Genomic DNA, 25,404 nt, shown 5'->3' on the forward strand with positions numbered 1-25,404 from the left:
TGACCTTCGGCCCCCCGCACAATAGGGGGAACGCGATGGGCGCATGGGGTGCCCCGCATGAGGTATGACATGACGACTTTGCGCGACGGTGCGATGAACTCCAAAGCCTGGCCTTTCGAGGAAGCGCGCCGCGTGCTGAAGCGTTATGAAAAGGCGCCGCCAAAGAAGGGCTATGTGCTCTTCGAGACCGGCTATGGGCCGTCGGGGTTGCCGCATATCGGCACGTTCGGCGAGGTGGCGCGCACCACGATGGTGCGCCGCGCCTTTGAGATCATCAGCGATATTCCCACGAAACTGCTGTGCTTTTCCGACGACATGGACGGGATGCGCAAGGTGCCCGAAAACGTGCCCAATCAGGACATGTTGCGCCAGCACATGCAAAAGCCGCTGACCGCGGTGCCCGACCCGTTCGAGCAATACGAAAGCTTTGGGCATCACAACAACGCCATGCTGCGGCGGTTTCTGGATACTTTCGGCTTTGAATACGAATTCGCCAGTGCGACCGAATATTACAAGGCGGGCAAGCTGGATGCGATCTTGCTGAAGGCGGCCGAGAAATACGACGACATCATGAAGATCATGCTGGCGTCGCTGCGCGAAGAGCGGCAGCAGACCTATTCGTGCTTTTTGCCGATCAGCCCCAAGACGGGCAAGGTTCTGTATGTGCCGGTCAGCCATGTCGATGCGAAGGCGGGCACCATCACCTATACCGACGAGGACGGCGAAGAGGTGACGGTTGCGGTCACCGGCGGCAATGTGAAGTTGCAGTGGAAGCCCGACTTCGGCGCGCGCTGGGCGGCGCTGGATGTCGATTTCGAGATGTATGGCAAGGATCACAGCACGAACACCCCGATCTATGACGGGATCTGCAACGTGCTGGGGGGCCGTGCGCCGGAACATTTCACCTATGAGTTGTTCCTTGACCAGAACGGCGAGAAGATTTCGAAATCGAAGGGCAACGGCCTGTCGATCGACGAATGGCTGACCTATGCGGCGACCGAGAGCCTGAGCTATTTCATGTATCTCAAGCCGAAAACCGCCAAGCGGATGTATTTCGACGTGATTCCGAAGGCGGTGGACGAATACCACCAGCAGCTGAAGGCCTATCCGACCCAGAGCATGGCCGAGCAGGTGAACAACCCGGTCTGGCACATCCACGGCGGTAACCCGCCGGAATCGAAGATGGTGGTCAGCTTTGCGATGTTGCTGAACCTTGCCTCGGTGGCGGGGGCGAGCGACAAGACCGGGCTATGGGGTTTCATCAAACGCTATGCACCCGAGGCCAGCCCCGAGACGCACCCCGATCTGGATCAGGCCGCCGAATTTGCGGTGCGCTACTTCCGCGACTTTGTGGCGCCGGGGCGAGTGTTCCGCCTGCCGACCGAGACCGAGCGCGCGGCGCTTGAGGATCTGGTGGTGCGGCTGAAGGGCTGGCAGGGGGGGCTTGATGCCGAGGAGTTGCAGAGCCTTGTGTTCGCCGTCGGCCGCGATCACGGGTTCGAGCCGCTGCGCGACTGGTTTACCGCGCTTTACGAGGTGCTGCTGGGGGCAAGCCAGGGGCCGCGGTTTGGCGGGTTCATCGCGCTTTACGGGGTGGATGAAACCGTGGCGCTGATCGAAAAGGCGCTGGCGGGCGGGCTGGTCTGAGGTCTTAGCCCGCTTGCCAGACCTGCCACCACTGCCGCCAGCGGGCAACCAGTGCCTCGGGGGTGTCAGCGAACAGCCGGGCGGCAAGACGGCGCGCGTCGTGTTCAAGCCCGGACTGCCGGCGGGCGGCCAGCGCATCAAGCGCCGCCTGCGCGTCGGGTGGCAGCCGACTGTCGGCCAGATGCGCGCGCAGCACGGCCAGATCGTGATGCAGGCCCAGCAATTCGCCCAAGGCATCGGCGGCTTCGATATGGGGGGCCATTGCCTCGGGCCAGATCGGGCGCAACAGGCGGGCGTGATACCAGTGGTCCTTGACGCGCTTGCGCCATTGGTGGATCGCCTCGGCATCGGGGTGGTCATCGGCGGCGCGGGCGGCGCCCTGCGCGGCGGCCAAGGTGCGCAACAGCCCCGGTTCCAGTGTGGAAAAACCCTTGCCCTTCGGGGACCAACGACTGGCGCGGTCGCGCAGGGCCTCCATCGCGGCAAGAAAAGAGGCCATGGCGTTGGTGCGGTCGGCCTCGGGCGGGCGGGCGGCCAGTTCGGCGGCCAGCGCGCGGGCGGCCTCGGCTGCGGGGCTGTCATCGTCGCGCGCCAGATCGGCCAGCGTGGCCTGCATCACCTCGGCGTCGCGCTGGCCTGACAGCATCCGCCCGGCATCGCGCAGGGCGGCATTTTCCAGCCCATAACCGTGCAGGCGGGGGCGCAAAAGCCGGATCAGCCCACGCAGTTTCTTGACATTTTTGCGCAGCGCGTGGGTCTGGCCCGCGGCATCGGCGGCGCGGGCGCGGGCGCAGGTCAGTGCCGTGTCGATCTCTTCCAGCGCGATCCGGCGAACGGCGTTTGTGATCGTGTCGTCGTTCAGGTCAAAGCAATAGCCCATGGTTGCCCCTCCGTCGGGCAAGCCTAGCAAGGGGCGCCGCGCGGTGGAACCGCCGCAACGGTCGCAGGGGCAGCGCGCGGCGTGGTTAAGGCTTCTTCAAGGTTTCGCCTTAGCTCTGATCGCGCCGGGGCAAGGCCCGCGGCACCTTCCCAGCAGGAGCATCCCGTCGCGGCGACGGCATGGGGGCCCTGCGCTGCCCGGCCCCCGATGCGGAGCCTCTCTGCCGGGACGGGCGGAACAGGCGAAGGGGATGGCGCATGAACAAGGCGATTACAGACGGGCTGTTGCTGATGCCGCCCGCGTTCGGGGCGGGGCTGGATGTCTGGTCCAGCGAGGATGGCACGCCGGGGCAGGCGAGCTATCAGGGCGCTTACAATGCAGCGCTGGTTGCGGCCGATCAGGATTTTGGCCCCTGTCTGGAACTGGTCAAGACGACCGCCACGCAAAAGCTGCGCTACATGGGGGAAACCCCGATCCTGCCGGGCTGCTATCTGCGGATCACCGCGCGCGTCAAGGTGATCAGCGGCAATCTGCCCGGTGTGCGGATCGCGGGATGGGCGGGTGGCGCCGGGGGCGTGCATGTGGAGGGGCTGGTCGAAACCGGCCCCGAAGCGGTGCCGGGCGGTTATGGCGAGGTGGTGACGGTCAGCGCGATCGTGGGCACTGGCGCGCGCGGCGGCGTGGATATGCCGTGGGGGCTGGCCCCGATCTATGGCCATTTCGGGCTGGATCTGACCGGGGCCAATGGCGGCGTGGTGCGGATCGAGTCGATCGCAATCGAGGACGTGACCGCAGCCTGGCTGCGCGAGATGGTGCCGTTCGTCGATGTGCGCGATTTCGGCGCGGTGGGTGACGGTGTCACAGATGACCGCGCGGCCTTTGCAGCGGCGGATGCGGCAGCAGCGGGGCGCGGGATTCTGGTGCCCGAGGGCAGCTATTACCTGTCGGGCAATCTGTCGCTGAATGCGCCGGTGCGCTTTGTGGGCACACTGGTGATGCCGCTGGCGGCGCGGCTGTTGCTGCTGAAAAGCTATGATTTCCCGACCTATGCCGCGGCGTTCGGCGACGAGGATCTGGGCTTTCGCAAGGCAGTGCAGGCGTTGTTTTACTACACCGACCATACCGTGCTGAACCTGAAGGGACGCCGGGTAGAGCTGACCGCCCCGGTCGATCTGCGGGCGCTGCTGCCGGATCTGGGCAGCTTTTCCAACCGCCGGGTGATCGCCAATGGCCAGATCAATGTGATTGACGGGCCGGGCTGGGCCTCGGCCATGGTCAGTTCGCAGGCCAGCTATGACATCGCGCTGCCCGACCAACTGACCGCCGTTGCCAATATCGCCAGCATTCCGGTGGGCGCGCGCGTTGCGGGCACGGGTGTTGGGCGCGAGGTTTATGTGAAGGCGGTGAACGTGGTTGCTGGTAGCCTGACCCTGTCGCAGCCGCTGCACGGCGGGTCGGGCAGCCGCAGCTACAGTTTCACGCGTGATCGCTATATTCTGGACTTGTCGGGGATGGAGCGGCTGGACCGGCTGAACATCGCCGAGGTGGAGTTTTTGTGCAACGGCGTAGCCAGCGCGGTGATGCTGCCGCCCGAGGGCGATGTTTTTGCGATGCGCGACTGCTGGGTGATGCGGCCCAAGGATCGTGCCATCACCTCGATCGGCCGCGGCTGTCAGGGGATGCTGATCGACCGCTGCCATTTCCTGTCGAACGAGATGAGCCTGCGCGTGCAGGACCGCAGCACCATTGCGCTGAACGTCAACGCCAATGACGTGAAAATCCGCGAGAACCGCTTTGTGCGCTTTGCACATTTCATGGTGGCGGCGGGCACGGGGCATCTGATTCTGGGCAATCACTGGTTTCAGGGGGATGAGGAAACGCAGGGGCTGCGCTCGGCCGGGTTGGTGCTGGCGCAGACCAATGTGCTGACCTCGGTCACCGGTAATTATATCGACAACGCAGGGCTGGAATGGACCAATGAATACGCGCCCGATCCGGCATTTGGCACGCAGTATTCCTTTGGCGGGCTGACAGTGACCGGCAACACCTTCCTGTGTTCCGATATGGCACCCGGTTTTCGCTGGATTTCGGTCCGGCCCTATGGGGCGGGGCATTTCATTCACGGGCTGAACCTGTCGGGCAATGTGTTCAAGGCCGCCGGCGGCACGGTCGAGCGGATCGAGCGGGTGGACACGACCGTTGCCGATCTGGATTACAGCCGGATGCGGAACGTCGTGGTGGAGGGCAACACTTTCAACGGGATCAGCCAGTTCGTGTCGAACCCGGCGACGCTGGAACACGATCAGGCGACGGCGCAGACGGTCTGGACCCTGACGCCGGGTGCGATGCTGCCGTTCGGAGGCTGGGCGCGAAATGTCGAGGGGGTAGTGGCCGAGGGGATGATTTCGGGAGCCACGGGCGCCCGCATCACCGAGATGCCCTTTGTTCAGGTGGAACAGGGGGCGGCCAAGCAGCAACTGCAACTGAACTGGTCACAGGCCGCCAAGGGCCGGGTTCAGGTCAAGGTGCGGATGGACAATCTGGCCTGATTGGGCACGGTATGGTGGGCGCGGGTTTCGGCCCGCGCCCCAAATGCGGGCCTGCCCGCAGGGGGTTGCACGCCCGGCGCTTGACAAGCCTGGGGGCGCGGATTCAGGGTGGCGCGGCCTTGCCTGAAAGATCGCATCATGCCCGCCAGACGTGCTGAGGCCCCGAAACGGGGCGAAGATTTCCTGCCCAAAACCGTGACCGTCCTGCGCGAGGGCTATGGCCTGGGGGCGCTGCGGGCCGATGCGCTGGCGGGACTGACGGTGGCTATCGTGGCGCTGCCGCTGTCTATGGCGATTGCCATTGCCTCTGGGGTGGGGCCGGAACGAGGGCTGTTCACCGCCATTGTCGGCGGGTTTCTGGTGTCGGCCCTGGGCGGGTCGCGGTTTCAGATCGGGGGGCCTGCCGGGGCCTTTATTGTGCTGGTCTCGGCCTGCGTGATGCAGACGGGGATTTCGGGGCTGATCCTTGCCACCTTTCTGTCAGGGTTCATGCTGATTGCGCTGGGGCTGTTGCGGATGGGCAGTTATATCCGCTTCATCCCCTACCCGGTGACGGTGGGATTTACTGCAGGTATTGGTGTTATTATTTTTGCCAGTCAGATCAAGGATCTGCTGGGCCTGACCCTGCCGGGGGCCGAACCCGGCGAAATCATCGAAAAGGTGCAGGTGCTATGGGAGGTGAAGGCCAGTTTCACCCCGGCAGCGCTGGCCGTGGCGCTGGCGACCATCGCCATCATCGAGGCGATCAAGCGGTTTGCGCCGCGCCTGCCCAGCCTGCTGATCGGGGTGGTTGTGGCTACGGTTGCGGCTTGGGCGCTGGCCTTGCCGGTGGAAACCATCGGCTCGCGCTTTGGCGACCTGCCGCGGGTGCTGCCGGTGCCGGCACTTCCCGACCTGTCGGCCGAGGCGATCCGCGCGGCGCTGCCGTGGGCGGTCAGCTTTACCCTGCTAGGGGCCATCGAATCACTGCTGTCGGCGATGGTGGCCGACGGGATGAGCGGCACGCAGCACCGGTCCAACGGTGAGCTGGTGGCGCAGGGCGTGGCCAATATCGGCGCCGCTCTGGTTGGCGGGTTTTGCGTGACGGGCACCATTGCGCGCACTGCCACCAATGTGCGCGCCGGGTCACGTGGGCCGGTTTCGGGGATGCTGCATGCCGTGTTCGTTCTGGTCTTTATGCTGGTGGCGGCGCCGCTGGCCTCGTTCATTCCGCTGGCGGCGTTGGCGGGGGTGCTGGCCATCGTTGCTTGGAACATGATCGAACGCGAGGAAATGGCGGCGCTGATCCGGTCCTCCAGGGCCGATGCGATGGTGCTGATCGTCACCTTCCTGCTGGTGGTGTTTCGCGACCTGTCCGAGGGGATCATCGTGGGCTTTGCGCTGGGGGGCCTTGTGTTCATCCGCCGCATGTCGGAGGCGACCCAGCTTGAGGCGCATCCGCATCATGCCGATGAGACGTTCACGATCCCGTCTGACGTGGTGGTTTACCGGTTGCGCGGGGCGGTGTTTTTTGGCGCCGCGGCAACACTGGGGTCGGTGCTGGACCGGATCGCGCAGCGCCCGCGGGCCTTTGTGGTCGATTTTTCAGAGGTGCCTTTTGTCGATTCCACCGGGGCGCGGATGATGCTGACGCTGGCACAAAAGATGGAGCGGCGCGGCGGGCGGCTCTACGTTACCGGCACCACGGCTGAGTTGCGCCGCGCGCTGCATGCGCAGGGCCTGCATGACCCGTTGGCACGGTTCCTGCCCGATGTTGCCACCGCGCTTAAGATGGCCACCCAAGGCTAGCTGCCCAGCTTGGCGTGCACCTCGTCCAGATCGACCTCGGCTTTGGGCATCTTGTTGTCGGGGTCGTCAAAGTCGTAGCGGAAGAACTGGAAATCCTTTTTGTAGATTTCCCACATCAGATGCCGCGACAGATCGTCGAAATAGGCGCTGACGGGATGGGCGCGCCTGGGCCCATGCCCCTCGCTTTCGTTGAACCTCGGGATCGCGGCCAGATCGACCGGCACCGGGGTTTGCACCGCATTCAGCACGCCCTGCATGCCCTCGTTGAACGTCTCGGTGAAAAAGATTTGGTCATAGCGCCCGCCGTTCACGATGAAGGTGGCGATATGGCCCGACATGGCCGACCAGTGGATGTCGGGCTCCATCGGGCGGCGAAAGCGGATGGTGTCGCGCGCGAACAGCAGAAACCGGCGGAACGATGCGATCTGGTCGAACTCGAACCCGGCTTCGGGGCTGCCCACATCGACCCCGTATTTCTGCGCCAGTTGCGGCACCAGATTGCCGCGATAGCGGCGCCCGTTGCGCTGGATCCCCGCGATCTTGTCAAAGAACGACGACAGGATACGTGCATAAGGGTTTCGGATGCAGGTGAAGGTGTAGGATTTGTGGCCCCGCACATTTGCTTCGATCAGCTTCTGGCTGGTCTCGGCCGACCATTTGTGCAGCCCTGCGGTGGCGTCGTGAATGTCGCCGTCAAAGAAACGGCCATGGTCGGAATAGAACATGATCTGGCCAATGGTCGAACAGGCGCATTTGGGCACCACGCGATAGACCATGCTTTCGCTTTCCGTCATCCAGGTGCCTGGAAACCCCATTCTTGCCCCATATCCGGCCACCGCGCGCGGCGACGCCTCAACACTCAGAAGAATTAGCATCTAGGAAGCAAAGAAACACTGTCGTTTCAATGTTTGTTGACGCTATCTAGGCAAGAATTCGGCAACCGGGGCCCGTTATCCTCTCCAACATGGCCAAGATCGCCTTCATCCTTTTGTGCCACAAGGATCCCGAGGGGATCATCCGGCAGGCCGAACGCCTGACGTCGACCGGCGATTGCGTCGCCATCCACTTTGATGCGCGCGCCAAGGCCGCCGATTATCAGCGCATCCGCAGCGCACTGGCCGATAACCCCGCGGTGGTGTTCGCCCGCCGTCGCATTCGCTGTGGCTGGGGCGAATGGAGCCTGGTCGCCGCCACCTTGGAGGCGTTGCGCGCCGCCGTTACAGCCTTTCCCCGCGCGACGCATTTCTACATGCTGTCGGGCGACTGCATGCCGATCAAAACCGCCGAATGGGTGCATCGTTACCTGGATGCCGAAGATGTCGATTACATTGAAAGCGTAGATTTTTTCACCTCGGGCTGGATCAAGACGGGCCTGCGCGAGGAGCGGCTGATCTATCGCCACTGGTTCAACGAACGCACCCAGACGCGCCGGTTCAACGCGGCCTTTGCGCTGCAGCGCAAACTGGGCCTGACCCGCGCGATCCCCGAAGATCTGCAGATGATGATCGGCTCGCAATGGTGGTGCCTGCGGCGGCTGACGGTGGAAAAGGTGCTGGAGTTCATACGCAACCGGCGCGATGTGATGCGGTTTTTCCGAACCACATGGATACCCGACGAGACGTTTTTTCAGACCATCGTGCGCCACCTCGTGCCCGACCGCGAGATCCGCGCGCGCACGCTGACGTTTCTGATGTTTACCGATTACGGAATGCCGTTGACCTTTTACAACGACCATTACGAGCTGCTGTTAAGCCAGGATTATCTGTTCGCCCGCAAGATCAGCCCTGATGCGCAGGATCTGAAGGCGCGGTTGGGCGATCTTTGGGCCGAAGAAGGGGTAGCGTTCTCGATCTCGAACGAAGGCGCCCGGCTGTTTGCCTATCTGACCGGGCGCGGCCGGGTCGGGCGGCGATTTGCCCCCCGGTTCTGGGAGGCGGATGCAAGCCTTGGCCGCGGGCGCGAGTTGATGATTGTCGCGTGCAAGAAATGGCATGTGGCCAAACGGCTGGTGGCACGGGTGGCCGAGGTCAGCGGCACCCCCGGTGTTGAGTATCTGTTTCACGAAGAAGCGACGGCACTGCCCGATCTGGGCGGCGTCCAGACCACGGTTGGCAAGCGCAACCGCCACCGCCGGGCGCTGCTGCGGATGCTGTTCGACCATCACCGCACCGACCGGCTGGTGATCTGCCTTGACCCTTCGGCGCTGGAGCTGATGCAGGATTTCGCCGCGGACAAGGCGCAGGTGCGGGTTCTGGAGATCGAATGCCAGTTTACCGACGCCTACCTTCTGGGCCATGCCCGGCGCATCGGCCTTGCCGGGGAACGGGCGCCGCAGCAGGTGATCGAGCGGCTGTTGCCCACCCTCCGGCAAGAGTTGCATTTTGAAAGCGAGCGGCTGCGGGATGCGGGTTTTCCGTTGCTGGCGCGGATGCGGCAAGGTGCCAGTCTGGACGAAAACGCCCGCGCCCTTACCGAATTTCTGCGGGTGGAGGATGGTCCCGCCCGCGCGATCGCTGCGACCGATTACCTGTTTGAGGACTGAGAGGATATCCGATGGCTTATGTGTATGACGACACAAACATTTTCGCCCGCATCCTGCGTGGCGAAATCCCCAATCAGACGGTTCTGGAAACCGTGCATACGTTGGCATTCCGCGATATCCGACCGCAGGCGCCGCATCATGTTCTGGTGATCCCGAAGGGGCCTTATGTCACGCTGGATCATTTTGCCGAAGCCGCGACCGAGGCCGAGATTGTCGATTTCACCCGCGCCGTTGCCAAGGTCTGCCAGATGCTGGGGGTTCAGCCGGGCAACGGCGGGAATGGCTTCCGCGCGATCACCAATGCGGGCGACGATGGCGTGCAGGAGGTGCCGCATTACCACCTGCACATTCTGGCGGGCCGCGATCTGGGGCGGATGCTGCAACCGGCATGACCATGGCAGGGCGGGGGCGAGCCCGCCCAACCTTCAGTGCAGGATTTCTTCGTCGCGCACCAACATGTTGCACCAGGCGCGGTCCAGCAACTCGGGGGTCATCTGGTGCGGGATGCCCTCGAAATCACAGATGGCGATCATCTGGTCGATCAGGAATACTGGCTGATAGTTGGCATAGACGTTGTCGATGGTGGGGTATTTCACCTTCATCATGTGCAGCATCGTGCGTTCGTCCAGTGGCACCTTGCGCTTGCGCGCGACCATCGCAAAGATCTTGAGGAAGTCGGCCTGATCCGGCCCGTCGATCTTGATCTTGAAAAAGATCCGGCGCAGCGCTGCGCGGTCGAAAATCTCGTTCGGGTGAAAGTTGGTGGAAAAGATCACCAGCGTATCAAACGGCACCTCGAACTTTTCGCCCGATTGCAGCGCTAGAATGTCGCGGCTTTCCTCCAGCGGCACGATCCAGCGGTTGACCAGCTTTTGCGGCGGTTCGGCCTGACGGCCAAGGTCGTCCACGATGAACACGCCGCCCGAGGATTTCATCTGCAACGGCGCGGTGTAGGTGCGGGCGGTGGGGTTATACGTCAGGTCCAGCATGTCGAGCGACAACTCACCCCCGGTGATCACCGTGGGACGGTCGCAATAGACATAGCGGTTGTCAAAGCGGTTCCCGGCCTTGCGCAGGCTGGTCGTGTCTTCGGCGCTTTCAGACGCGGCCGAATGCACGATCGGGTCATAGACGGTGATCACCTGTCCGGCGTATTCCACCGCGCGCGGAATGTAGATGCGGTCACCCAAAGCATTGCGGATACCGTTCGAGATCGAGGATTTGCCGTTCCCCGGCGGCCCATACATCAGGATAGAGCGGCCCGCACTGACCGCAGGCCCAAGGTGATCCAGCAGGCTGTCGGGCAGGATCAGATCGCCCATCGCCGCAGTCAGCTGTGGCCGCGTGATCTGAATGTTACGGATCGACTGGCGCCGGACCTGATCCTGATAGGCGGCCAGCGGCACCGGAACCGCGCCGTAATATTCCGACTGGCTCAGCGCATCCAGCGCGCGCGCCTTGCCCGCATCGGCCAACTGATAGCCCATCTCGCCGCCCGAATTGGCATGCAGCGTGCCGGTCGCCTCCAGCAGTTTCTGACCGCGCGCCAGATCGACCAGTTCCTGCGTCACCGGGATTGTCAGGCACAAAATCCGCGACAGGCCACTGACGGTATCCACGTTGGTGCGAAACATCGTCTTCAACAGCAGATCGCGCAGCATCACCATCTGCAACCCGGTTTCGGCCAGATTGCGCGGCGGCATCGGTGCCATCACGTTCGAGGCGATCATGTTCATGGTCGGTCTGTTCCTCTGCTCGGCATGACACGCAAAAACCACGATTCCACATCATTCACGATGGCGGGATTCACTTGCCGACACTGCGCAGCTAATGTGGCGAAAAAAGGGAAAGCTTGGGGTAAGGCGGCGATGAAACAGGCAAATTCAGGCGCGCTTGTGGTCTTTGGCCTGGTGCTGATCGCGGGGCTGGGCGGGGCGCTGCTGGCGCGCGGCGCGCTTTATCTGGGCATGCATGAGGGGGACACGCTGCACCTGTTGGACATGGCGTTGCGGATGGGGTTGCACGGGCAATGGCCGCATCTGGATTTCATGACCCCAATCGGAATTCTGGCGATCGCCCCGATTGCAGGGCTGGTGGCGATGGGGCTTGGCATCGGCACCGCGATCCTTTGGGCGCAGGTGCTGGTGGCGCTGGTTCTGTTGCTGCCGCTGGTGCGGATGGCGGGGTCACGCTTTGGCGGACTGTGGTCTTATGTCATGCTGGGCTATGGGGTCGTCTTGTGCCTGGCGCTGGTGCATGGTCTGGCGAACCCGGCACCTTCGGTGTCGATGCATTACAACCGCTGGGCCTGGGCGATTGTCTATGTTGTTCTGCCGCTGGCGCTGCTGCCAGACCGCGGGCGGGCGCGGCCTTATCTTGACGGTGCGCTGATCGGGCTGGGGGTGGGCGCGCTGGTGCTGATCAAGGTCACCTATGCCGCCGCCCTTGGGCCGGGCATTCTGGTGGCGCTGCTGGTCCGCCGCGAATGGCGCGTGCTGGTCGTGGCGGTCGTGGCAGGTTGCGCCGTGCTGGCGGTGATGACAGCTTTGGGCGGCTCTGGCTTCTGGGTTGCCTATCTGACCGACCTGCTGACGGTTGCGCAGTCTGAAACGCGGCCCGCGCCGGGGGGCATTGATTTTGCCGATGCAGTGGCGGGGCCGGCCAATATGCCGTCGTCGATCCTCGCGCTGGCCGTCGTGGTGCTGCTGCGCATGACCGGGCGCAAGGCCGAGGGGCTGGCGCTTCTGGTTCTGGCGCCGGGGCTGTTTTATGTCACCTGGCAGAATTTTGGCAACGATCCTCAATGGTTGCTTTTGCTGGGCGCCGCCGTCTTTGCCCTGCTCCGCACAGATCAGCCCGATAGCCGCCATGCTGGCAGGTTGCATGATGCGATGAAAATCGCCGGGGTGGCCGCGCTGGCGCTGACGGCCTCGTCCGCGGTCAACATCGCCTATAGCCCGATCCGTCATCTGTTTGCCGAGGCCGGAAATACGGTTCCGCTGCTGTCCGCTCTGGCTGGTCAGGATGATATCCGGGTTGCGGAAAAGCGACTTTACAAGGTGGATGCGGGGGTGCCGCTTGATGGGGTAGGCCAGCCTTTTGCCGCCTATCACGACCGTGCCGACCGCAAGGAGCTTTCCCGCCTGAAAGGTGAGGTATTGCCCGCCTGCGAGTTGAGCACCGGCTACAACGCCATGTTCGAAACGATTGCCGCCGATCTGGAGGCGCAGGGTCATGCCGGGTCTGCGGTGCTGACCGCGGATTTGCTGGGTTCGCTGTGGATGTTTGGCGATCTCAAACCGCTGAAGGGCGGGGCGCCGTGGTATTATGGCGGCGCGCCGGGCCTTGCCGCTGCCGATCTGGTCGTGGTGCCCCTGTGCCCGACAACCGAAAAGTCGCGCGCGACCATCCTTGCCGCGCTGGAAAAAAGCGGCTGGCGCTTTGACGAACTGCGCCGGACCGACGTTTACATCCTGCTCAGGCCGGTGCGCCCGTAACCGCCCGGATTGCCAGATAGGCCCAGAGCGCCCCGATCAGTGCCAGCCCCATCGGAAAATCGGCGCGCCGCCACGACACCCAGTCTGGCGCCATCGCCCGAACCGCCGGGATAGCGCGCAGCAGGCGGTGCGCCGCAAAGGCCCCCAGCAAAAAGGCCGCCAGCAGCAGCATGGCAAGCTGCGCATCCGCCAGCGCAAAGAACGGTGCCATGGCAGCCGCGAATTTTGCGTCGCCCGCGCCGAAATGCGCCATGGCATTCAACACGATACCAACCCCCAGAACCACCACCAGATGCAGCCAGCGCCAGCCCCAGTCGCCCAGCGGCAACACCAGCGGCCCCGCCAGTGCAAAAACTGCAACCATCGCCAGAACCGCCCGGTTCGGAATTTTCATCGTCTTCAGATCAGACCACGCCACCCAGGCGCAGATCGGGGTCACCAGCACCAGAAACACCAGTGCCGCCTGCTGTGCGTTTGCTCCCAGCATCGCCGCTAGCCTCTTGCCACGCTGCCATCCAGCGCGGCCAGCGCGCGCGCGGCTTCGTCAAAATGCTGCGGATGGGTATCCACAGCCTCTTGCAGCAGGGTCTTGCCGATCGTCACATCGCCCCGTTTGATCGCGCTCAGCGCGGCGGTATACAGCAATTGCGCCCGTTCGGTCTGGGTCATCGCCACCACCGGAAGGTCGTATTTGCCCTGCGCGGCGCGGGCCAGAACAAGGTTGTTTTTGGCGGTGAACAGGCTCGGCTCGTGCGTCAGCGCCTCAGCAAACAGCTTGGCCGCGCCCGCGTAATCAGCCCGCGTCAGTTTGGAATAGCCCCAGTTGTTCAGCACGCTGGCCGGTTTTGTGGTTAGCCCGGCGGCGGTTTCATAGAAACTGTCGGCTTTTTTCCAGTTCTTGTTCGCATCTGCCACCATCGCTTCCAGCCGGTAGCGTTGATAGGTTTCATGCGTGGGCGGGATCGCGTTCAGTTCCGTTTCGGCACGCTTCCACTCGTTCATGCGGATCAGCGCATCGGCCAGATTGACCCGGTCATCGGGCACCGTCCCCGGCATCGCCACCACCTCGGTCCAGACCTTGACGGCCTCTGCGGGGCGCCCGGCGCGCACCAGCGACTTGGCCAGCCCGCGTTTCAGGTCGATCCGGTCGGGGTTGTCGGCGCTGGCGCGGGCGAAATAGGCCACCGCCTCGGCGGGGTCGCCTACCGTCAGCATCACCTCTGACAGGTTGGTTTCGTCGATCACGTTCACGCTTTTCATGGCGCGGGCCACATCGGCATCCGAGCCACGGTTGCACGCAGACAGCATCACAGCGCTGCCGATGCAGAACATCACAAGAATAGGGTGGCGCATCTTTGTGCGTCCTTTTCTGCTCAAGCCTCAGTGCCGGGAGAGCAGCAGGTATTCACCATAGCCACGCCGCACCAGCGAGAATTCAGTGTTCTCGACCGGATCATAGGCAGATTTCTCGATTTTTGCGAGCGCGCGCCGCAGATTTTCACGAATGTCGTCCGAACGGCCACTATCCAGCGCATAGGCGGTCTGGAACACGCGCGCCGCCTCGGCGGGTTTGCCGCGCTCCATCAGCACGACGCCAAGGTTATTCCACGCCGGAACAAAGGTTTCGTCCACCTCGGTGGCGCGGCGCAGGATGCGTTCGGCCTGCCCCAACCGGCCCAGCCGCAGATTGGCCGAGCCGATGGCCGACAGCACATCCACTGTCGCACCCTGCGTTCCGGCAGCGCGGTAATAGGCCTTCAGCGCCAGTTCATATTCGCCCGCGGCCATCAGGCGGTGCCCCACCGTCAGCCCGTCCACCGCCGCGCCGCGCGCCACGCCGCTGGGGGCGTAGGGCGAGTCTTGGTCGGGGCGCATCCCACCTGCCGACCCGCAGGCCGACAGCGCCAGCACAGCCAGCATCAGAACGGGGCGGGCGGCGCCGGGCCGGGGGGATGTCATCGAATCACAGGGCGATATTCATCGTGGCGAAGGTTTCCATCATGTCATGGACCGACGGACCCACAAGGATGATCAACAGCGGCGGCACCGTGAACATCATCGTGCCAAGAGTCATCTTGGTCGGGATCTTGTTGGCGGCCTCTTCTGCGCGCATCACCCGTTTGTCGCGCATGTCGGCCGAATAGACCCGCAGCGCCTCGGCGATCGAGGTGCCGAAGGCTTGCGACTGGATCATCACGGTCACAAATGATTGCACGTCTGGCACCCCGGTCCGGTCGCCAAAGCCGCGCAGCACCTGCGCCTTGTCCTTGCCTGCCTTCAATTCATAGGCGATCAGCGCAAATTCCTCGGCCATGGCCGGATAGCCGGTCGCCAGTTCCTTGGCCACGCGGATGATGCCCTGATCCAGCGACTGGCCCGCCTCGACGCAGACCAGCAGCATGTCCAGCGCATCGGGAAAGCCGTTCTGAATGTCTTGATGGCGGGTTTGCACGCGCCGTTCGACCCAGTAGGTGGGCAGGTAGTAGCCAATGACGCCCGGCAGCAGCACCGCGATGACCATGTTGCTTGTGGTGACTTCGCCGCGGGTCGAAGCGATCAGCGTATAGACAACGCCCAGCGTCAACATTCCGATGCCCAGCACGAACTGGGCGGCGTGAAAGATGCGCACCGCATTTTTGCTGCGATAGCCCGCGCGCGTCATCTTCAGCAACGAGGCCGACATTTCCTGTTCGGTCTTGGGCTCCAGAAATTCAGCGAATTTTTGCAGCTTGTCCTTGCCGCCATCGACGCGCAGGCGCTGGCCCGGTGTCTGTGCCCTCGGGCGTGCCGCGCGCTCTGCCAGATTGGACTGGCGCAGCCTGTCCAGCGGATCGGGCCGTCGCTGCATCATCGAATAAAGCGCCAGCAAGATCAGAATGAACCCCAGGGCCGCGACGATGATGACCGGCCCAAGCGGACCGAGGGAGGGGGTCAGCTTCTCTGCCAATGCGGCAATACTATCCACGCCGATCTCCTCAGACCTTGATGTTGACCATGGCCCGCATGAACAGCACGTTCACGCCGAGCATCGTGAAAACCGCCAGCGCGGCCGGGATGAAGGCGGGGGCGTCCTTTACCGTATCGTAGAAATCGGGCTTGGTCAGCTGGATGATGACCAGCACCATCAGCGGAAAGGCCGACAGGAAGTTGCCCGACCATTTTGCATCGGCAGTAATCGCCTTGACCCTGCGAAACAGCCGGAACCGTGCGCGGATCACCTTTGACAGCCCTTCCAGAATCTCGGCAAGGTTGCCGCCAGATTGGCTCTGGATCGACACCGAAACGGCCAGAAAGCGCAAATCCTGCATATCCATCCGTTCGGCCAGATCGCGCAGGCTTTCGGCCACGTCGCGGCCATAGGCCGCCTGATCGGCGATGATGCCAAATTCCGATCCCATCGGGTCGGGCAATTCCTTTGCCACGATCTGGATTGCGGCCGAAAACGGGTGGCCCACCCGCAACGACCGCACCATCAGTTCGATCGCGTCGGGCAGTTGCTCTTCGATCATCGACATGCGCTTTTTGGCCTTGCTGTTGACCCACAGCACAACGCCGCCCACGCCCATCACCACAGCCACCGCCACACGCACCGGCGCGGCGGCACTGGTGCCGATCGACAGACCCAGATAGGCCACCGCAACCAGCAGCGCCATCACCGCGATCAACGCCTTGGGCGAAAACGCGATATTGGCCTTTTGCGCCTTGTCGGCCAGCATAGAATACAGCGGTATTCCGCCCGCATTGCGGTGCTGGTTCATCTCTTTGCGAAGCTGTTCCAGAACCTCTTCGCGGCGCCCGCCCTTTTCCAGCAGTTCCAGCCGCCGGTTGACCCGCTTGTTCAGCGAGATCGACTTGCCATAGACCAGCAGATAGATGCCCTCGACCAGCAAGAGCACGGCCAGAAAGATCAGGCCATAGATGATCGGCGTTGGGCTGATGATCATGTCCGGGCCTTTCAGTCGATGGGATCGTAGATCGAGGCGGGCAGGTCATAGCCCCACTGCCGGAACCGATCAGAGAAGTGCGACCGCACCCCCGTGGCCGTGAAACGACCGATGATCTTGCCATCCGGGGCGATGCCCAGACGTTCATAGCGGAAAATTTCCTGCATCGAGATCACATCGCCTTCCATGCCGGTGATTTCCGTCACCGACACCATCCGGCGCGAGCCGTCCTGCAGGCGGCTGACCTGCACGATCAGGTTGACGGCGCTCGCGATCTGGCTGCGCACGGCCTTGATCGGCATTTCGATGCCCGACATGGCGATCATGTTTTCCAGACGGCTGACGCTGTCGCGCGCCGAGTTGGCGTGGATCGTGGTCATCGAGCCGTCGTGGCCGGTGTTCATGGCCTGCAGCATGTCGATAACCTCTTCGCCGCGGGTTTCGCCGACGATGATCCGGTCGGGCCGCATCCGCAGGGCGTTGCGCAAACAGTCGCGCTGGGTCACCGCGCCGCGTCCTTCGACGTTGGGCGGGCGGCTTTCCATCCGGCCCACATGAACCTGTTGCAACTGAAGTTCCGCGGTATCTTCGATGGTCAGAATGCGCTCGTGGTTGTCGATGAACGACGACAGTGCATTCAACGTCGTGGTTTTCCCCGAGCCGGTCCCGCCCGACACGATCACGTTGAGCCGGGTTGAAACGGCGGCTTGCAGATAGGCGGCCATTTCTTCGGTAAAGGCCCCGAATCGCACCAGATCGTCGATCCCGAGCTTGTCCTTCTTGAATTTCCGAATCGACACAAGACTGCCATCCACCGCAATCGGCGGCACCATTGCGTTGAAACGGCTGCCATCGGCCAGACGGGCGTCAACATAGGGGTTCGATTCGTCCACGCGCCGGCCCACCGCCGACACGATCTTGTCAATGATTCGCAGCAGGTGCCGCTCATCCTTGAACTGGGTGTCGGTCAGCTCCAGCTTGCCCGCGCGTTCCACAAAGATCTGCTGCGGCCCGTTGACCAGAATATCGTTGACGGTTTCGTCTTTCAGCAGAGGCTCCAGCGGGCCAAGGCCCATCACCTCGTCATACAGCTCCTGGTTCAGCGTGCTGCGTTCTGCGGCGGTCAGAACCACCGACATTTCGTTCAGCGCCTCGCCCGCGATCGCCGAAATTTCAGCGCGCAGGTCGGCTTCGGTGGCGTGCTCAAGCGCCGACAGGTTCAGGTTCTCAAGCAGCCGCCGGTGCAGCTCGATTTTAAGTTCGTTCAACCGTTCCTTGCGTTTGCGGTCCTTGTCCGACACCGGGGCCGCGGCTGCGGCGGCCTTTGCCCGACGCATCATGCCCGACAATTCCAGCGGGTTCAGCACCGCAGGCGTCGGTGCAGGGGCGGCGGCAGCGCCGGGTTTGGCGCCGGTGGGCGAGGGTTTCTTGTAACGCGAGAACATCGGCGGTTCCTCAGATGCTGACGGCTTCCGCGGCGCGGTTCAGATCATAAAGCGACCTGGCGAGCTTGGCGATATCCTTGCGAAGCGGGTTCTTGGCGGCGGCCTCAGACAGGGGCAGGCCGTGGTCATTGGCCTCTGTCACCTGTTTCCCGCCATCCGTCAGTTGCAACTCAATCGAGATATCAAGGCTTTCCGCCAACCGCCGCACGCGCGATTTTGCGCTGAGGTCGGTGAATTTCGGCCCCCGGTTCAGCACATAGCGCAGACGTTCGGCAGGAAGCCCTTCGGATTTCAGCGCCCGGATCATGCGCAGCGTGTTCTGCGCTGACCGCAAATCCAGCTCGATCAGGGCGAAATACACATGCGCCGCGTTCAAAACCGTTTCGGTCCAGGTGACGACCGTCGTCGGCATGTCGATCACGACAAAGTCGAAATTCGCTCGCGCCATGTCGATCAGGCGCTGGATGTCTTCGGGGCCGACGATGTCAAGCGGCACCATGTCGGCGGGGGCTGTCAGAACCTGAAGCCGGTCGTTGAAGGTGCTCAGCGCCTGAACGAAGCTTTCAGAGTCCATGCGCGACGTGTCGGACAGCAGTTCCAGCACCGCCTCGCGCCGGGGCAGGTCAAGATAGGTCGAGACGCTGCCATATTGCAGGTCGAGGTCCAGCAGGCAGACCCGCGGGCCGCCTTTCTTTTCGCAATTGGCCAGTTCCCACGCCAGATTGACGGCAAAGGTCGTGGCGCCCGCACCACCCGCCAGCCCATGCACCGGGAGGATAACGCCATCCTTGCCCCCCGTCGCGGTGAAGGCAGGGGCGGTGTCGCCCAACAGCGGCAGGCGCTGATCGGGAATCGGGGCCTTGGTCTGCGACAGCCGCTCGATCGCCTCATGCAGGGCGCCATCGGGCAGCGGATATGGCACGAAATCATCCGCCCCCTGACGCAACAGTTGATGCAGGGCGATCGGGCTGACATCTTCGGCGATCACAATCACCCGGATGCCGCGGTCGCGCGCAGCCACGATGATGTCCGCGACGCGGGCCAGATCGCCCTCATCCTCGCCATTGACCGCGATTGCCACAAATTCCAGCGCTGCCGCGTCTGGCTGCGCCAGAAACAGTATCGCATCGTCAAAGGTCAGGTCGCCCCAGCTTTCGCCAAGTTCGGCCTCCATATCCTCGATCAGCAGATCGAAATTTGCGACATCGCGCGAGATCGTACAGGCTACGATCGGGGCGGGTTCTGGCTTCATTACTGCAGTTGCGCTCATTACCTGTCGTCCTTCCATAGGCGGTCGCCTTGGGGGCTGATGGTCGCTTGCCATGTTTTTCGTCAACGCCCCAGCGCGGCCATCTGGCGCATCACAGATCGCGCGCCACTCCTGCCAAGTTTCAGAGTTGCAGCTAATCTTGGCGACATTGGGGCCAAAAAACCGTAATTGTGCGGTTTGCTTACACGATCTTGGGCAGCGCAGGCCCCCGGCCTGAATGCTGGCCGGGGCGCAAGGCGTCAGTTGCCGCCAAGGCCGGTGACGGCCTGATCGGTCTTGCCACCCTGCTGTTGCCAGGCGGCGCTTTCCACATAATCGCGGAAGATGATCTGGGCATATTTGCCGTTCAAGACCATCGGATGGCTGTTCACAAAGCCCGAGACCTCGGTGACTGTGCGGCGGTTGCGCACGTCTTCGCCCGGCGTGTAAACCAGCGGCCGGGTTTTGCCATAAGACACCACAGCCTCCAGCCGCGAGCGGGAAATTCCCTGCGATGTCAGAAAGTTGACCACGGCGTGGGCGCGCCGCATTCCCAATGCCTTGTTATAGCCTTCCGACCCGACAAGGTCGGTGTGCCCATAGACGCGAAACCGGACCTCGGGGAACTGGCGAATCCAGTCGGCCTGGCGCACCAGCGCCGCCCGTGCGGTGCCATCCAGCACAGCGCTGTCGAAGGCAAAGTTGACGGTGCTGGGCACCTCGGCTGCAAAGCGCTGGTTCAGGTTGACAGTGTAATCCCGATGACCTGACTGGATCAGGGTGTTGTTCATCGTCGCGTTGCCGAAATTGCCGCCGTCAAGCTGCGAACCGGCCTCTGCGTTGAAGGTGGCGGGGTTGCACCCCGCAAGGCCGGAAAGGGCCAGTGCCAGAACGACGATTCTGCCGGAAACCTGCATCGCCTTACTCCATCACATAGCCATAAGAGCCGGAAAAGTCCTGCCGCGCCACCTCTGCTGCGGGGCCGCTATTGCGTGCCCCCGCAGAGGTGCGGCCCAGCAGGAACAGTTCGCTTTCGCTGGGTGGGCGGACCCGGTCGGTGGGCAGCGCCAGCGCCTCGCCGCGGGTCGGCGTGACCAGATGCGGGGTGACGATGATCACCAGTTCCGATTGCTTGCGTTCATAGGCCGCCGAGCGGAACAGCGCGCCCAGCACCGGCACATCGCCCAGCCACGGGATCTGTGAATTCAGGTCGGTGAAATCGTCCTGCAACAACCCGGCAATGGCAAAACTCTCGCCGTCGCGCATTTCAACCGTGGTCTGCGCATCGCGCCGCTTGAAGGCATTGACCGAAAAGCCACCATTAGCCACCGTCACCGTGGTGTCGATCGCCGAAACGGCAGCCTGAATTTCCAGGTTGATGATGTCGCCATCGACCACCCGTGGAACAAAGGCCATTTCCACGCCGAAGGGTTTGTATTCGATGGTGATGCCATCATCGCTGGAAACCGGGATCGGGTATTCGCCCCCCGCCAGAAACTTCGCCTCTTGCCCCGACAGGGCAGTCAAGTTCGGTTCGGCCAGTGTCCGCACCATGCCCTTGGCCTCCAGCGCCTCCAGCAGGACCGCAATCCCGACCTCCCCAATCGAAAACCCGGTGCCGATCCCGCCCAGCGACTTGCCGCCCAACGGAATGGTCGAGCCATCAAAGATCGCGTTGATGCCGTTGATATTGTTGTTTGCGCCCGACAAAACCCCGTCGCTGCCAGCCGAGGCGATCCCCAGTGACGCGGACAGATTTTTCGACACCGAGCGTTGCATCTCGGCAAACCGCACCTTCAGCATGACCTGCTGGGTCCCGCCCACGCTCATCAGGTTGGAGACACGGTCGGGTGCGTAGCGTTGCGCCAGTTCCAGCGCACGATCCAGTTTCGCTGTCGAGGATACTGTGCCCGACAGCACGATACCATCGTTTGCGGTGCGCACCTCGATCGGCTCGCCCGGAAGGATCTGGCGCAGGCGTTCCTTGAATTCACCGATGTCGGGGGTGACCTGCACCTCGACGTTGGTGATCAGGTTGCCGTCGGGGCCAAGGATCGTCATCGTCGTGCGACCGGGCACTTTGCCCAGCACATAGATGGTGCGGTCCGACAAGGTGGTGATATCGGCGATGCCGGGGTTGGCAATCGACAATTCCGCAAAGGGCTGATCGCTTTCGACCACCACGGCACGGTTCATAGGCACGTTCAGCGGGCTGGAGGTGGACCCCGACATCACACGCAGCGTTTCTGCGCTGACAGGCATGACCGCCCCGATCACAAGAGAAGTGCCCAGCAGGCAAGCCCCGAATATTGCTCGTACTTTCATTGTGATCCTGCCTCTCCGATCACGTTTCTTGTCGGATCTTGCGCCCGATTGAGCGGCCTTTGCAGCCTTTTCCGTTCGCAGGATGAGTGAGATGAAAAAGTTTTGCAATAATCAAACGATTGGCACCTGTCTTTCGCGCAATTTGGTGGGAATCGTGCAACGCCTGCCGGATCGGGCCAATCCGGGACTTTCAATCCGGGCAGGGAATTTCGGTTTCGATCATCTCGCCCGCCTTGCGGGTGCGAATGGTGCAGACCTTGGGCGCTTCGGTTTCAACGATCTCTGCGCGCTCGATGCCCAGCAGGCGGTTGCGGTCGATCTCGATGGCGCCGACGGCGGTATCATCGCCGGTGCCGACCAGCGCCAGCGTCAGCCGCCCGGTCGATTGTGCCAGCGTCAGCGCGGCCACCTGTTCCGAGGTCACCTCGGCGGTGACCGTGCGCGCCTGCACCGTTTCTGCCGCGCGGTCCGCGTCGGCGCTTTGGTCGATGGCGATCAGTTTCAGGTTGGTGTCGATCAGTTTTGACACCTCGCGGTCGCCAGAGCGGCCAAACCAATACACATCAACCCGGTCGCCCGGTCGCAAGAAACCCGAAACACTCGATGTCGCATCGACGCTGATCGTGAATGCCCGCATGTTGGGCGCAAGGCTGGCGGTGATGCCGGCGCCCACGCCGGGCGCGGTGATCTTGGTTGCCAGCAGCGGTTCATAGGCCGCCAGGCTGCGCAGCGTGGCCCGTGGGCGGGTTTCGCCCTCGACAAAGACGGCGCGGGCCTGTTGTGCCTGCGGTTGCGGGGCGATGATCGTTGCGAATGTGCCTTCGGGCACCTTTCCCGCCTGCACCTTGACCACGTCAAGATCTGCTGGGGAAAAGCGTTCGCCATATTTCAGCGGGCGCTTGATCACGACGACATCGACGAGTTGCGGTGCCCGCGCCTGTGCGGCCAGCAGCATGTCGCGTTCCATCTGCGTCTGCGCGATAAAGCCCTGCGCCATGTAGACCGCAAACCCCGCAAGGGCGATCCCGAGCAGCAGCACCAACCCGAACACCAAGCGCATTCTGTCACCCTTTCCGCCGTTTCCGACCCGCAGTTCAACTTGCGCGCCTCGTCGTAGCTTGTGTCATGAAGCGCAACCATGGCCCAAGATAAAGCTATTTGTGGCCAATTTGAGGGTGCGCGTGATCATGGCCGCGATCTGCGTTTGAAAAACAACACTACCCCGCACCGGCCAGGGCCTGCGGGATCATGTCGGCCTGGCACAGGGCAACGCCGCGCCTTGGGCCACGCTTGGCCTTCGGGCGCGGGCTGCAATCACCGTCAGAATGCCGTGGTGATGATGTCGTTTTCCAGTTCGTCGGCGATTTTGCTGGTCAGCGAGCCGACGCCGCCGCGAACGACGTTCAGCGCGGCAATGCCAAGCCCGACAACCGCGGCGGTCAGCACGACCCAGTCAACGGTCACGGCGCCGTCTTCTTCCCGCTCCACACGCTTCAAGATTCTGAAGATCTTCATTTCCGGGTCCTTTCCACATGAGGCAGACACTGATCGGCGTCGGGCCTGTTGATTCCATCATTAACACTTACAACCATTCACCAAGATCATGGCGGCATTTTGTCGTCGGCGTGTTCACAAGGATTCCGCCCTGACCATGTGCAAAGACCGCGCCCTGTGGCGCGGCCCCGTTTGTTGTGCAATGACTAGCGATCAGCCGTTGTCTCCGCCATCACCGCCATCACCGCCATCACCGCCATCACCATCCCCAAACGAGGTGTTGATGATATCGCCGCCAACCGCATTGTTGATCGCGGTGGATTGGGTGCCCACGCCACCACGGACGACGGCCAGCGCAGCCAGGCCCAGGCCCACGACGGCGGCGGTCAGCACGACCCAGTCAACGGTTACGGCGCCGTCTTCATCGCGCTCCAGCCGCTTCAAGATTTTAAAGACGTTCATCCTGGCTCCTTTCCTCTCATGGCGCGGCCATCTGCCTTGGCCAGAGTGGTTCTGATACTGTCACTTTACCTGATCTGTGATGTCGTCCGGGGGCGGGCCTGATCTGCCCGCGGCATGAATCCCTTGGCCCCGCCTCGTGAAAAGGGCCGCACCCTGCGGCACGGCCCCTTGCTGCGATCAGACAGCGGCCAAAGCCACCTCAGAACGTCTTGACGATTTCGGCGGTCAGCACGTCGTTGATCTTGCCGGTTTGGTCTTTCACGCCACCACGGATCACGCTCAGCGCGGCCAGGCCCAGGCCGACGACGGCGGCGGTCAGCACAACCCAGTCAACGGTCACGGCGCCGTCTTCTTCGTTGTTGAACTTTTTCAGAATTTTGAAGGCTTTCATGGGGGTTCTCCATCGGGTTAAGGTTTCTGCCGCTGCGGGTCGTCTGGGTCTTTGTCTTTCGTCTGACCCGTTCCGTCGCGGTATGACCCTATATGGCCCCTGAATCGTGGCCCGAATTTGGCAGCCATCGGACATTTTGGCGAAGCCGTTAATTTTTCATTAGTTTATTTTAAGGCGTTGAAATAAAAACGTATAGTTTTTGCGTCCCGGCGTTTTTCCGGTTCGCGCTGTTGCGCCAATGCCGAGTTGCGACCGGAATATGGCGCTGGGCGCCCGAAACGCTGGCTCCGCGCCGCGATTTCTGGGACACTTGCCCAAAGTCGCAACAGACGACAGAGCAGGATCGCACCCATGCGCCCATTGGCCCCCATGATCGCCGTTTGTGCGGCGCTGGCTGCCGTTCCGGCCCTGGCCGAGGACGGCCCGCAGCCCTATCCCGATTTCACCTTCAAACGGGTGGGCTTGCCCAAGCCCGGCCAGGCCAAACGCCTGACTATTCAGATAGACCCGGCCGAACAGGCGCGGATGCTGGCCTCGGTGATGCCGCCGCCCGAACACCCGATCCGCCCCGAGGCGGCACCCGGCCCGACAGGGCCGATGCCGTTTGACTGGTTCTGGGGGCAGGTGTCGCCCGGCATCGGCGACCGCGCCGGGCGGTTCTCCAAGGCGCTGGCGGCGCTGTCGCAGGGCCCCGAGGGCAAGGGCGTGCCCGCGCCGCGGCTGGCGCATCTGCAAGACATCGCCAACCGCCACGGCCGCGATATTCTGGCGGCCACGATCGGCACCGAGGTGTCGCCCGCGCTGGTGCTGGCGGTGATCGGCATCGAAAGCGGCGGGCAGGCGCAGGCGGTGTCTTCGGCGGGGGCGGTCGGGCTGATGCAGTTGATCCCGGCCACGGCGGAACGGTTCAAGGTGGCCGACAGCACCGACCCGGCGCAGAACATCCGCGGTGGCGTGGCCTATCTGAACTGGCTGATGAAGGAATTTGACCGCGACCCGCTGATGGTGCTGGCGGCCTATAACGCGGGTGAAAATGCGGTGAAGCAGAACGGCGGCGTGCCGCCCTATGCCGAAACGCGGGCCTATGTGCCCAAGGTTCTGGCCGCCTGGGGCGTGGCGCGGGGGCTGTGCCTGTCGCCGCCTGAACTGGTCAGCGATGGCTGCGTCTTTGCGGTCAAGGGCTAGGTCGGT

23 protein-coding genes are annotated in these 25,404 nt (G+C 63.0%); 7 read left to right on the top strand and 16 right to left on the bottom strand.

Annotated elements, in window-relative coordinates; all coding sequences use genetic code 11:
* The first annotated feature begins 69 nt into the window (after positions 1–69).
* Positions 70–1,647, top strand: a complete 1,578-nt coding sequence (locus C5F46_RS01240; protein WP_107323547.1) for a lysine--tRNA ligase — start codon at positions 70–72, stop codon at positions 1,645–1,647.
* A 4-nt stretch (positions 1,648–1,651) separates the two neighbouring features.
* On the opposite strand, the gene C5F46_RS01245 is transcribed toward C5F46_RS01240, so the two are convergent.
* Positions 1,652–2,527 (bottom strand): CHAD domain-containing protein, encoded by an 876-nt coding sequence (locus tag C5F46_RS01245; protein WP_107323548.1) that lies wholly within the window; start codon positions 2,525–2,527, stop codon positions 1,652–1,654.
* Between the two features lie 257 nt (positions 2,528–2,784).
* On the opposite strand from C5F46_RS01245, the gene C5F46_RS01250 reads away from it, so the two are divergent.
* Both C5F46_RS01250 and C5F46_RS01255 read left to right on the top strand, forming a co-directional pair.
* Positions 2,785–5,076 (top strand): glycosyl hydrolase family 28-related protein, encoded by a 2,292-nt coding sequence (locus C5F46_RS01250; protein WP_107323549.1) that lies wholly within the window; start codon positions 2,785–2,787, stop codon positions 5,074–5,076.
* Between the two features lie 138 nt (positions 5,077–5,214).
* A complete protein-coding gene (locus C5F46_RS01255) occupies positions 5,215–6,864 on the top strand; it encodes a SulP family inorganic anion transporter (protein WP_168796792.1) in 1,650 nt (549 codons plus the stop codon).
* Here the strand turns inward: C5F46_RS01255 and C5F46_RS01260 are convergent.
* Positions 6,861–7,679 (bottom strand): sulfotransferase family protein, encoded by an 819-nt coding sequence (locus C5F46_RS01260; RefSeq protein WP_107323550.1) that lies wholly within the window; start codon positions 7,677–7,679, stop codon positions 6,861–6,863. The two genes, C5F46_RS01255 and C5F46_RS01260, sit on opposite strands and share 4 nt — an antisense overlap.
* Positions 7,680–7,828: 149 nt before the next feature.
* On the opposite strand from C5F46_RS01260, the gene C5F46_RS01265 reads away from it, so the two are divergent.
* Positions 7,829–9,406: a DUF5928 domain-containing protein gene (locus tag C5F46_RS01265; RefSeq protein WP_107323551.1), complete on the top strand. Its 1,578-nt coding sequence runs from the start codon at positions 7,829–7,831 to the stop codon at positions 9,404–9,406.
* An 11-nt stretch (positions 9,407–9,417) separates the two neighbouring features.
* Positions 9,418–9,798: an HIT domain-containing protein gene (locus tag C5F46_RS01270; RefSeq protein WP_107323552.1), complete on the top strand. Its 381-nt coding sequence runs from the start codon at positions 9,418–9,420 to the stop codon at positions 9,796–9,798.
* Positions 9,799–9,831: 33 nt separating this feature from the next.
* Here C5F46_RS01270 and C5F46_RS01275 read toward each other — a convergent pair whose 3' ends face one another.
* Positions 9,832–11,142 carry an ATPase gene (locus tag C5F46_RS01275; protein WP_107323553.1) on the bottom strand — a complete coding sequence of 437 codons (1,311 nt, stop codon included), beginning with the start codon at positions 11,140–11,142 and terminating at the stop codon, positions 9,832–9,834.
* Between the two features lie 132 nt (positions 11,143–11,274).
* Here C5F46_RS01275 and C5F46_RS01280 point away from each other — a divergent pair, with 132 nt between their 5' ends.
* Positions 11,275–12,903 (top strand): hypothetical protein, encoded by a 1,629-nt coding sequence (locus C5F46_RS01280; protein ID WP_107323554.1) that lies wholly within the window; start codon positions 11,275–11,277, stop codon positions 12,901–12,903.
* On the opposite strand, the gene C5F46_RS01285 is transcribed toward C5F46_RS01280, so the two are convergent.
* The 13 genes from C5F46_RS01285 to C5F46_RS01345 all read right to left on the bottom strand — a co-directional run bounded on the left by C5F46_RS01285 (position 12,884) and on the right by C5F46_RS01345 (position 24,213).
* Complete coding sequence (locus tag C5F46_RS01285; protein ID WP_107323555.1) at positions 12,884–13,390, bottom strand: prepilin peptidase; 507 nt, start codon at positions 13,388–13,390, stop codon at positions 12,884–12,886. The two genes, C5F46_RS01280 and C5F46_RS01285, sit on opposite strands and share 20 nt — an antisense overlap.
* Before the next feature lie 5 nt (positions 13,391–13,395).
* Entirely contained in the window at positions 13,396–14,256 is an 861-nt protein-coding gene (locus tag C5F46_RS01290; protein ID WP_107323556.1) for a tetratricopeptide repeat protein, read from the bottom strand.
* Between the two features lie 27 nt (positions 14,257–14,283).
* Positions 14,284–14,862: a tetratricopeptide repeat protein gene (locus C5F46_RS01295; protein ID WP_107323557.1), complete on the bottom strand. Its 579-nt coding sequence runs from the start codon at positions 14,860–14,862 to the stop codon at positions 14,284–14,286.
* A 4-nt stretch (positions 14,863–14,866) separates the two neighbouring features.
* Positions 14,867–15,868 (bottom strand): type II secretion system F family protein, encoded by a 1,002-nt coding sequence (locus C5F46_RS01300; RefSeq protein ID WP_107323558.1) that lies wholly within the window; start codon positions 15,866–15,868, stop codon positions 14,867–14,869.
* Between the two features lie 10 nt (positions 15,869–15,878).
* On the bottom strand, positions 15,879–16,847 hold the full coding sequence (locus C5F46_RS01305; protein ID WP_107323559.1) for a type II secretion system F family protein: 969 nt from the start codon (positions 16,845–16,847) through the stop codon (positions 15,879–15,881).
* A gap of 11 nt (positions 16,848–16,858) precedes the next feature.
* Entirely contained in the window at positions 16,859–18,292 is a 1,434-nt protein-coding gene (locus C5F46_RS01310) for a CpaF family protein (protein ID WP_107323560.1), read from the bottom strand.
* A 10-nt stretch (positions 18,293–18,302) separates the two neighbouring features.
* Complete coding sequence (locus C5F46_RS01315; RefSeq protein WP_107323561.1) at positions 18,303–19,562, bottom strand: AAA family ATPase; 1,260 nt, start codon at positions 19,560–19,562, stop codon at positions 18,303–18,305.
* Between the two features lie 239 nt (positions 19,563–19,801).
* Positions 19,802–20,458, bottom strand: coding sequence for an OmpA family protein (locus C5F46_RS01320; RefSeq protein WP_107323562.1), 657 nt, complete (start codon positions 20,456–20,458; stop codon positions 19,802–19,804).
* Positions 20,459–20,462: 4 nt separating this feature from the next.
* Positions 20,463–21,866, bottom strand: a complete 1,404-nt coding sequence (locus C5F46_RS01325; RefSeq protein WP_107323563.1) for a type II and III secretion system protein family protein — start codon at positions 21,864–21,866, stop codon at positions 20,463–20,465.
* A gap of 190 nt (positions 21,867–22,056) precedes the next feature.
* Positions 22,057–22,926, bottom strand: a complete 870-nt coding sequence (gene cpaB, locus C5F46_RS01330; protein WP_107323564.1) for a Flp pilus assembly protein CpaB — start codon at positions 22,924–22,926, stop codon at positions 22,057–22,059.
* 260 nt (positions 22,927–23,186) lie between these two features.
* Positions 23,187–23,381: a Flp family type IVb pilin gene (locus tag C5F46_RS01335; RefSeq protein WP_107323565.1), complete on the bottom strand. Its 195-nt coding sequence runs from the start codon at positions 23,379–23,381 to the stop codon at positions 23,187–23,189.
* Between the two features lie 192 nt (positions 23,382–23,573).
* Complete coding sequence (locus C5F46_RS01340) at positions 23,574–23,822, bottom strand: Flp family type IVb pilin (protein WP_107323566.1); 249 nt, start codon at positions 23,820–23,822, stop codon at positions 23,574–23,576.
* 199 nt (positions 23,823–24,021) lie between these two features.
* A complete protein-coding gene (locus C5F46_RS01345; protein WP_107323567.1) occupies positions 24,022–24,213 on the bottom strand; it encodes a hypothetical protein in 192 nt (63 codons plus the stop codon).
* Positions 24,214–24,564: 351 nt separating this feature from the next.
* Here C5F46_RS01345 and C5F46_RS01350 point away from each other — a divergent pair, with 351 nt between their 5' ends.
* Positions 24,565–25,398 (top strand): lytic transglycosylase domain-containing protein, encoded by an 834-nt coding sequence (locus C5F46_RS01350; protein WP_107323568.1) that lies wholly within the window; start codon positions 24,565–24,567, stop codon positions 25,396–25,398.
* Positions 25,399–25,404: the final 6 nt, after the last annotated feature.

Origin of the sequence: Phaeovulum veldkampii DSM 11550 (genome assembly GCF_003034995.1) — a bacterium.
GTDB classification, from domain to species: Bacteria; Pseudomonadota; Alphaproteobacteria; order Rhodobacterales; family Rhodobacteraceae; genus Phaeovulum; species Phaeovulum veldkampii.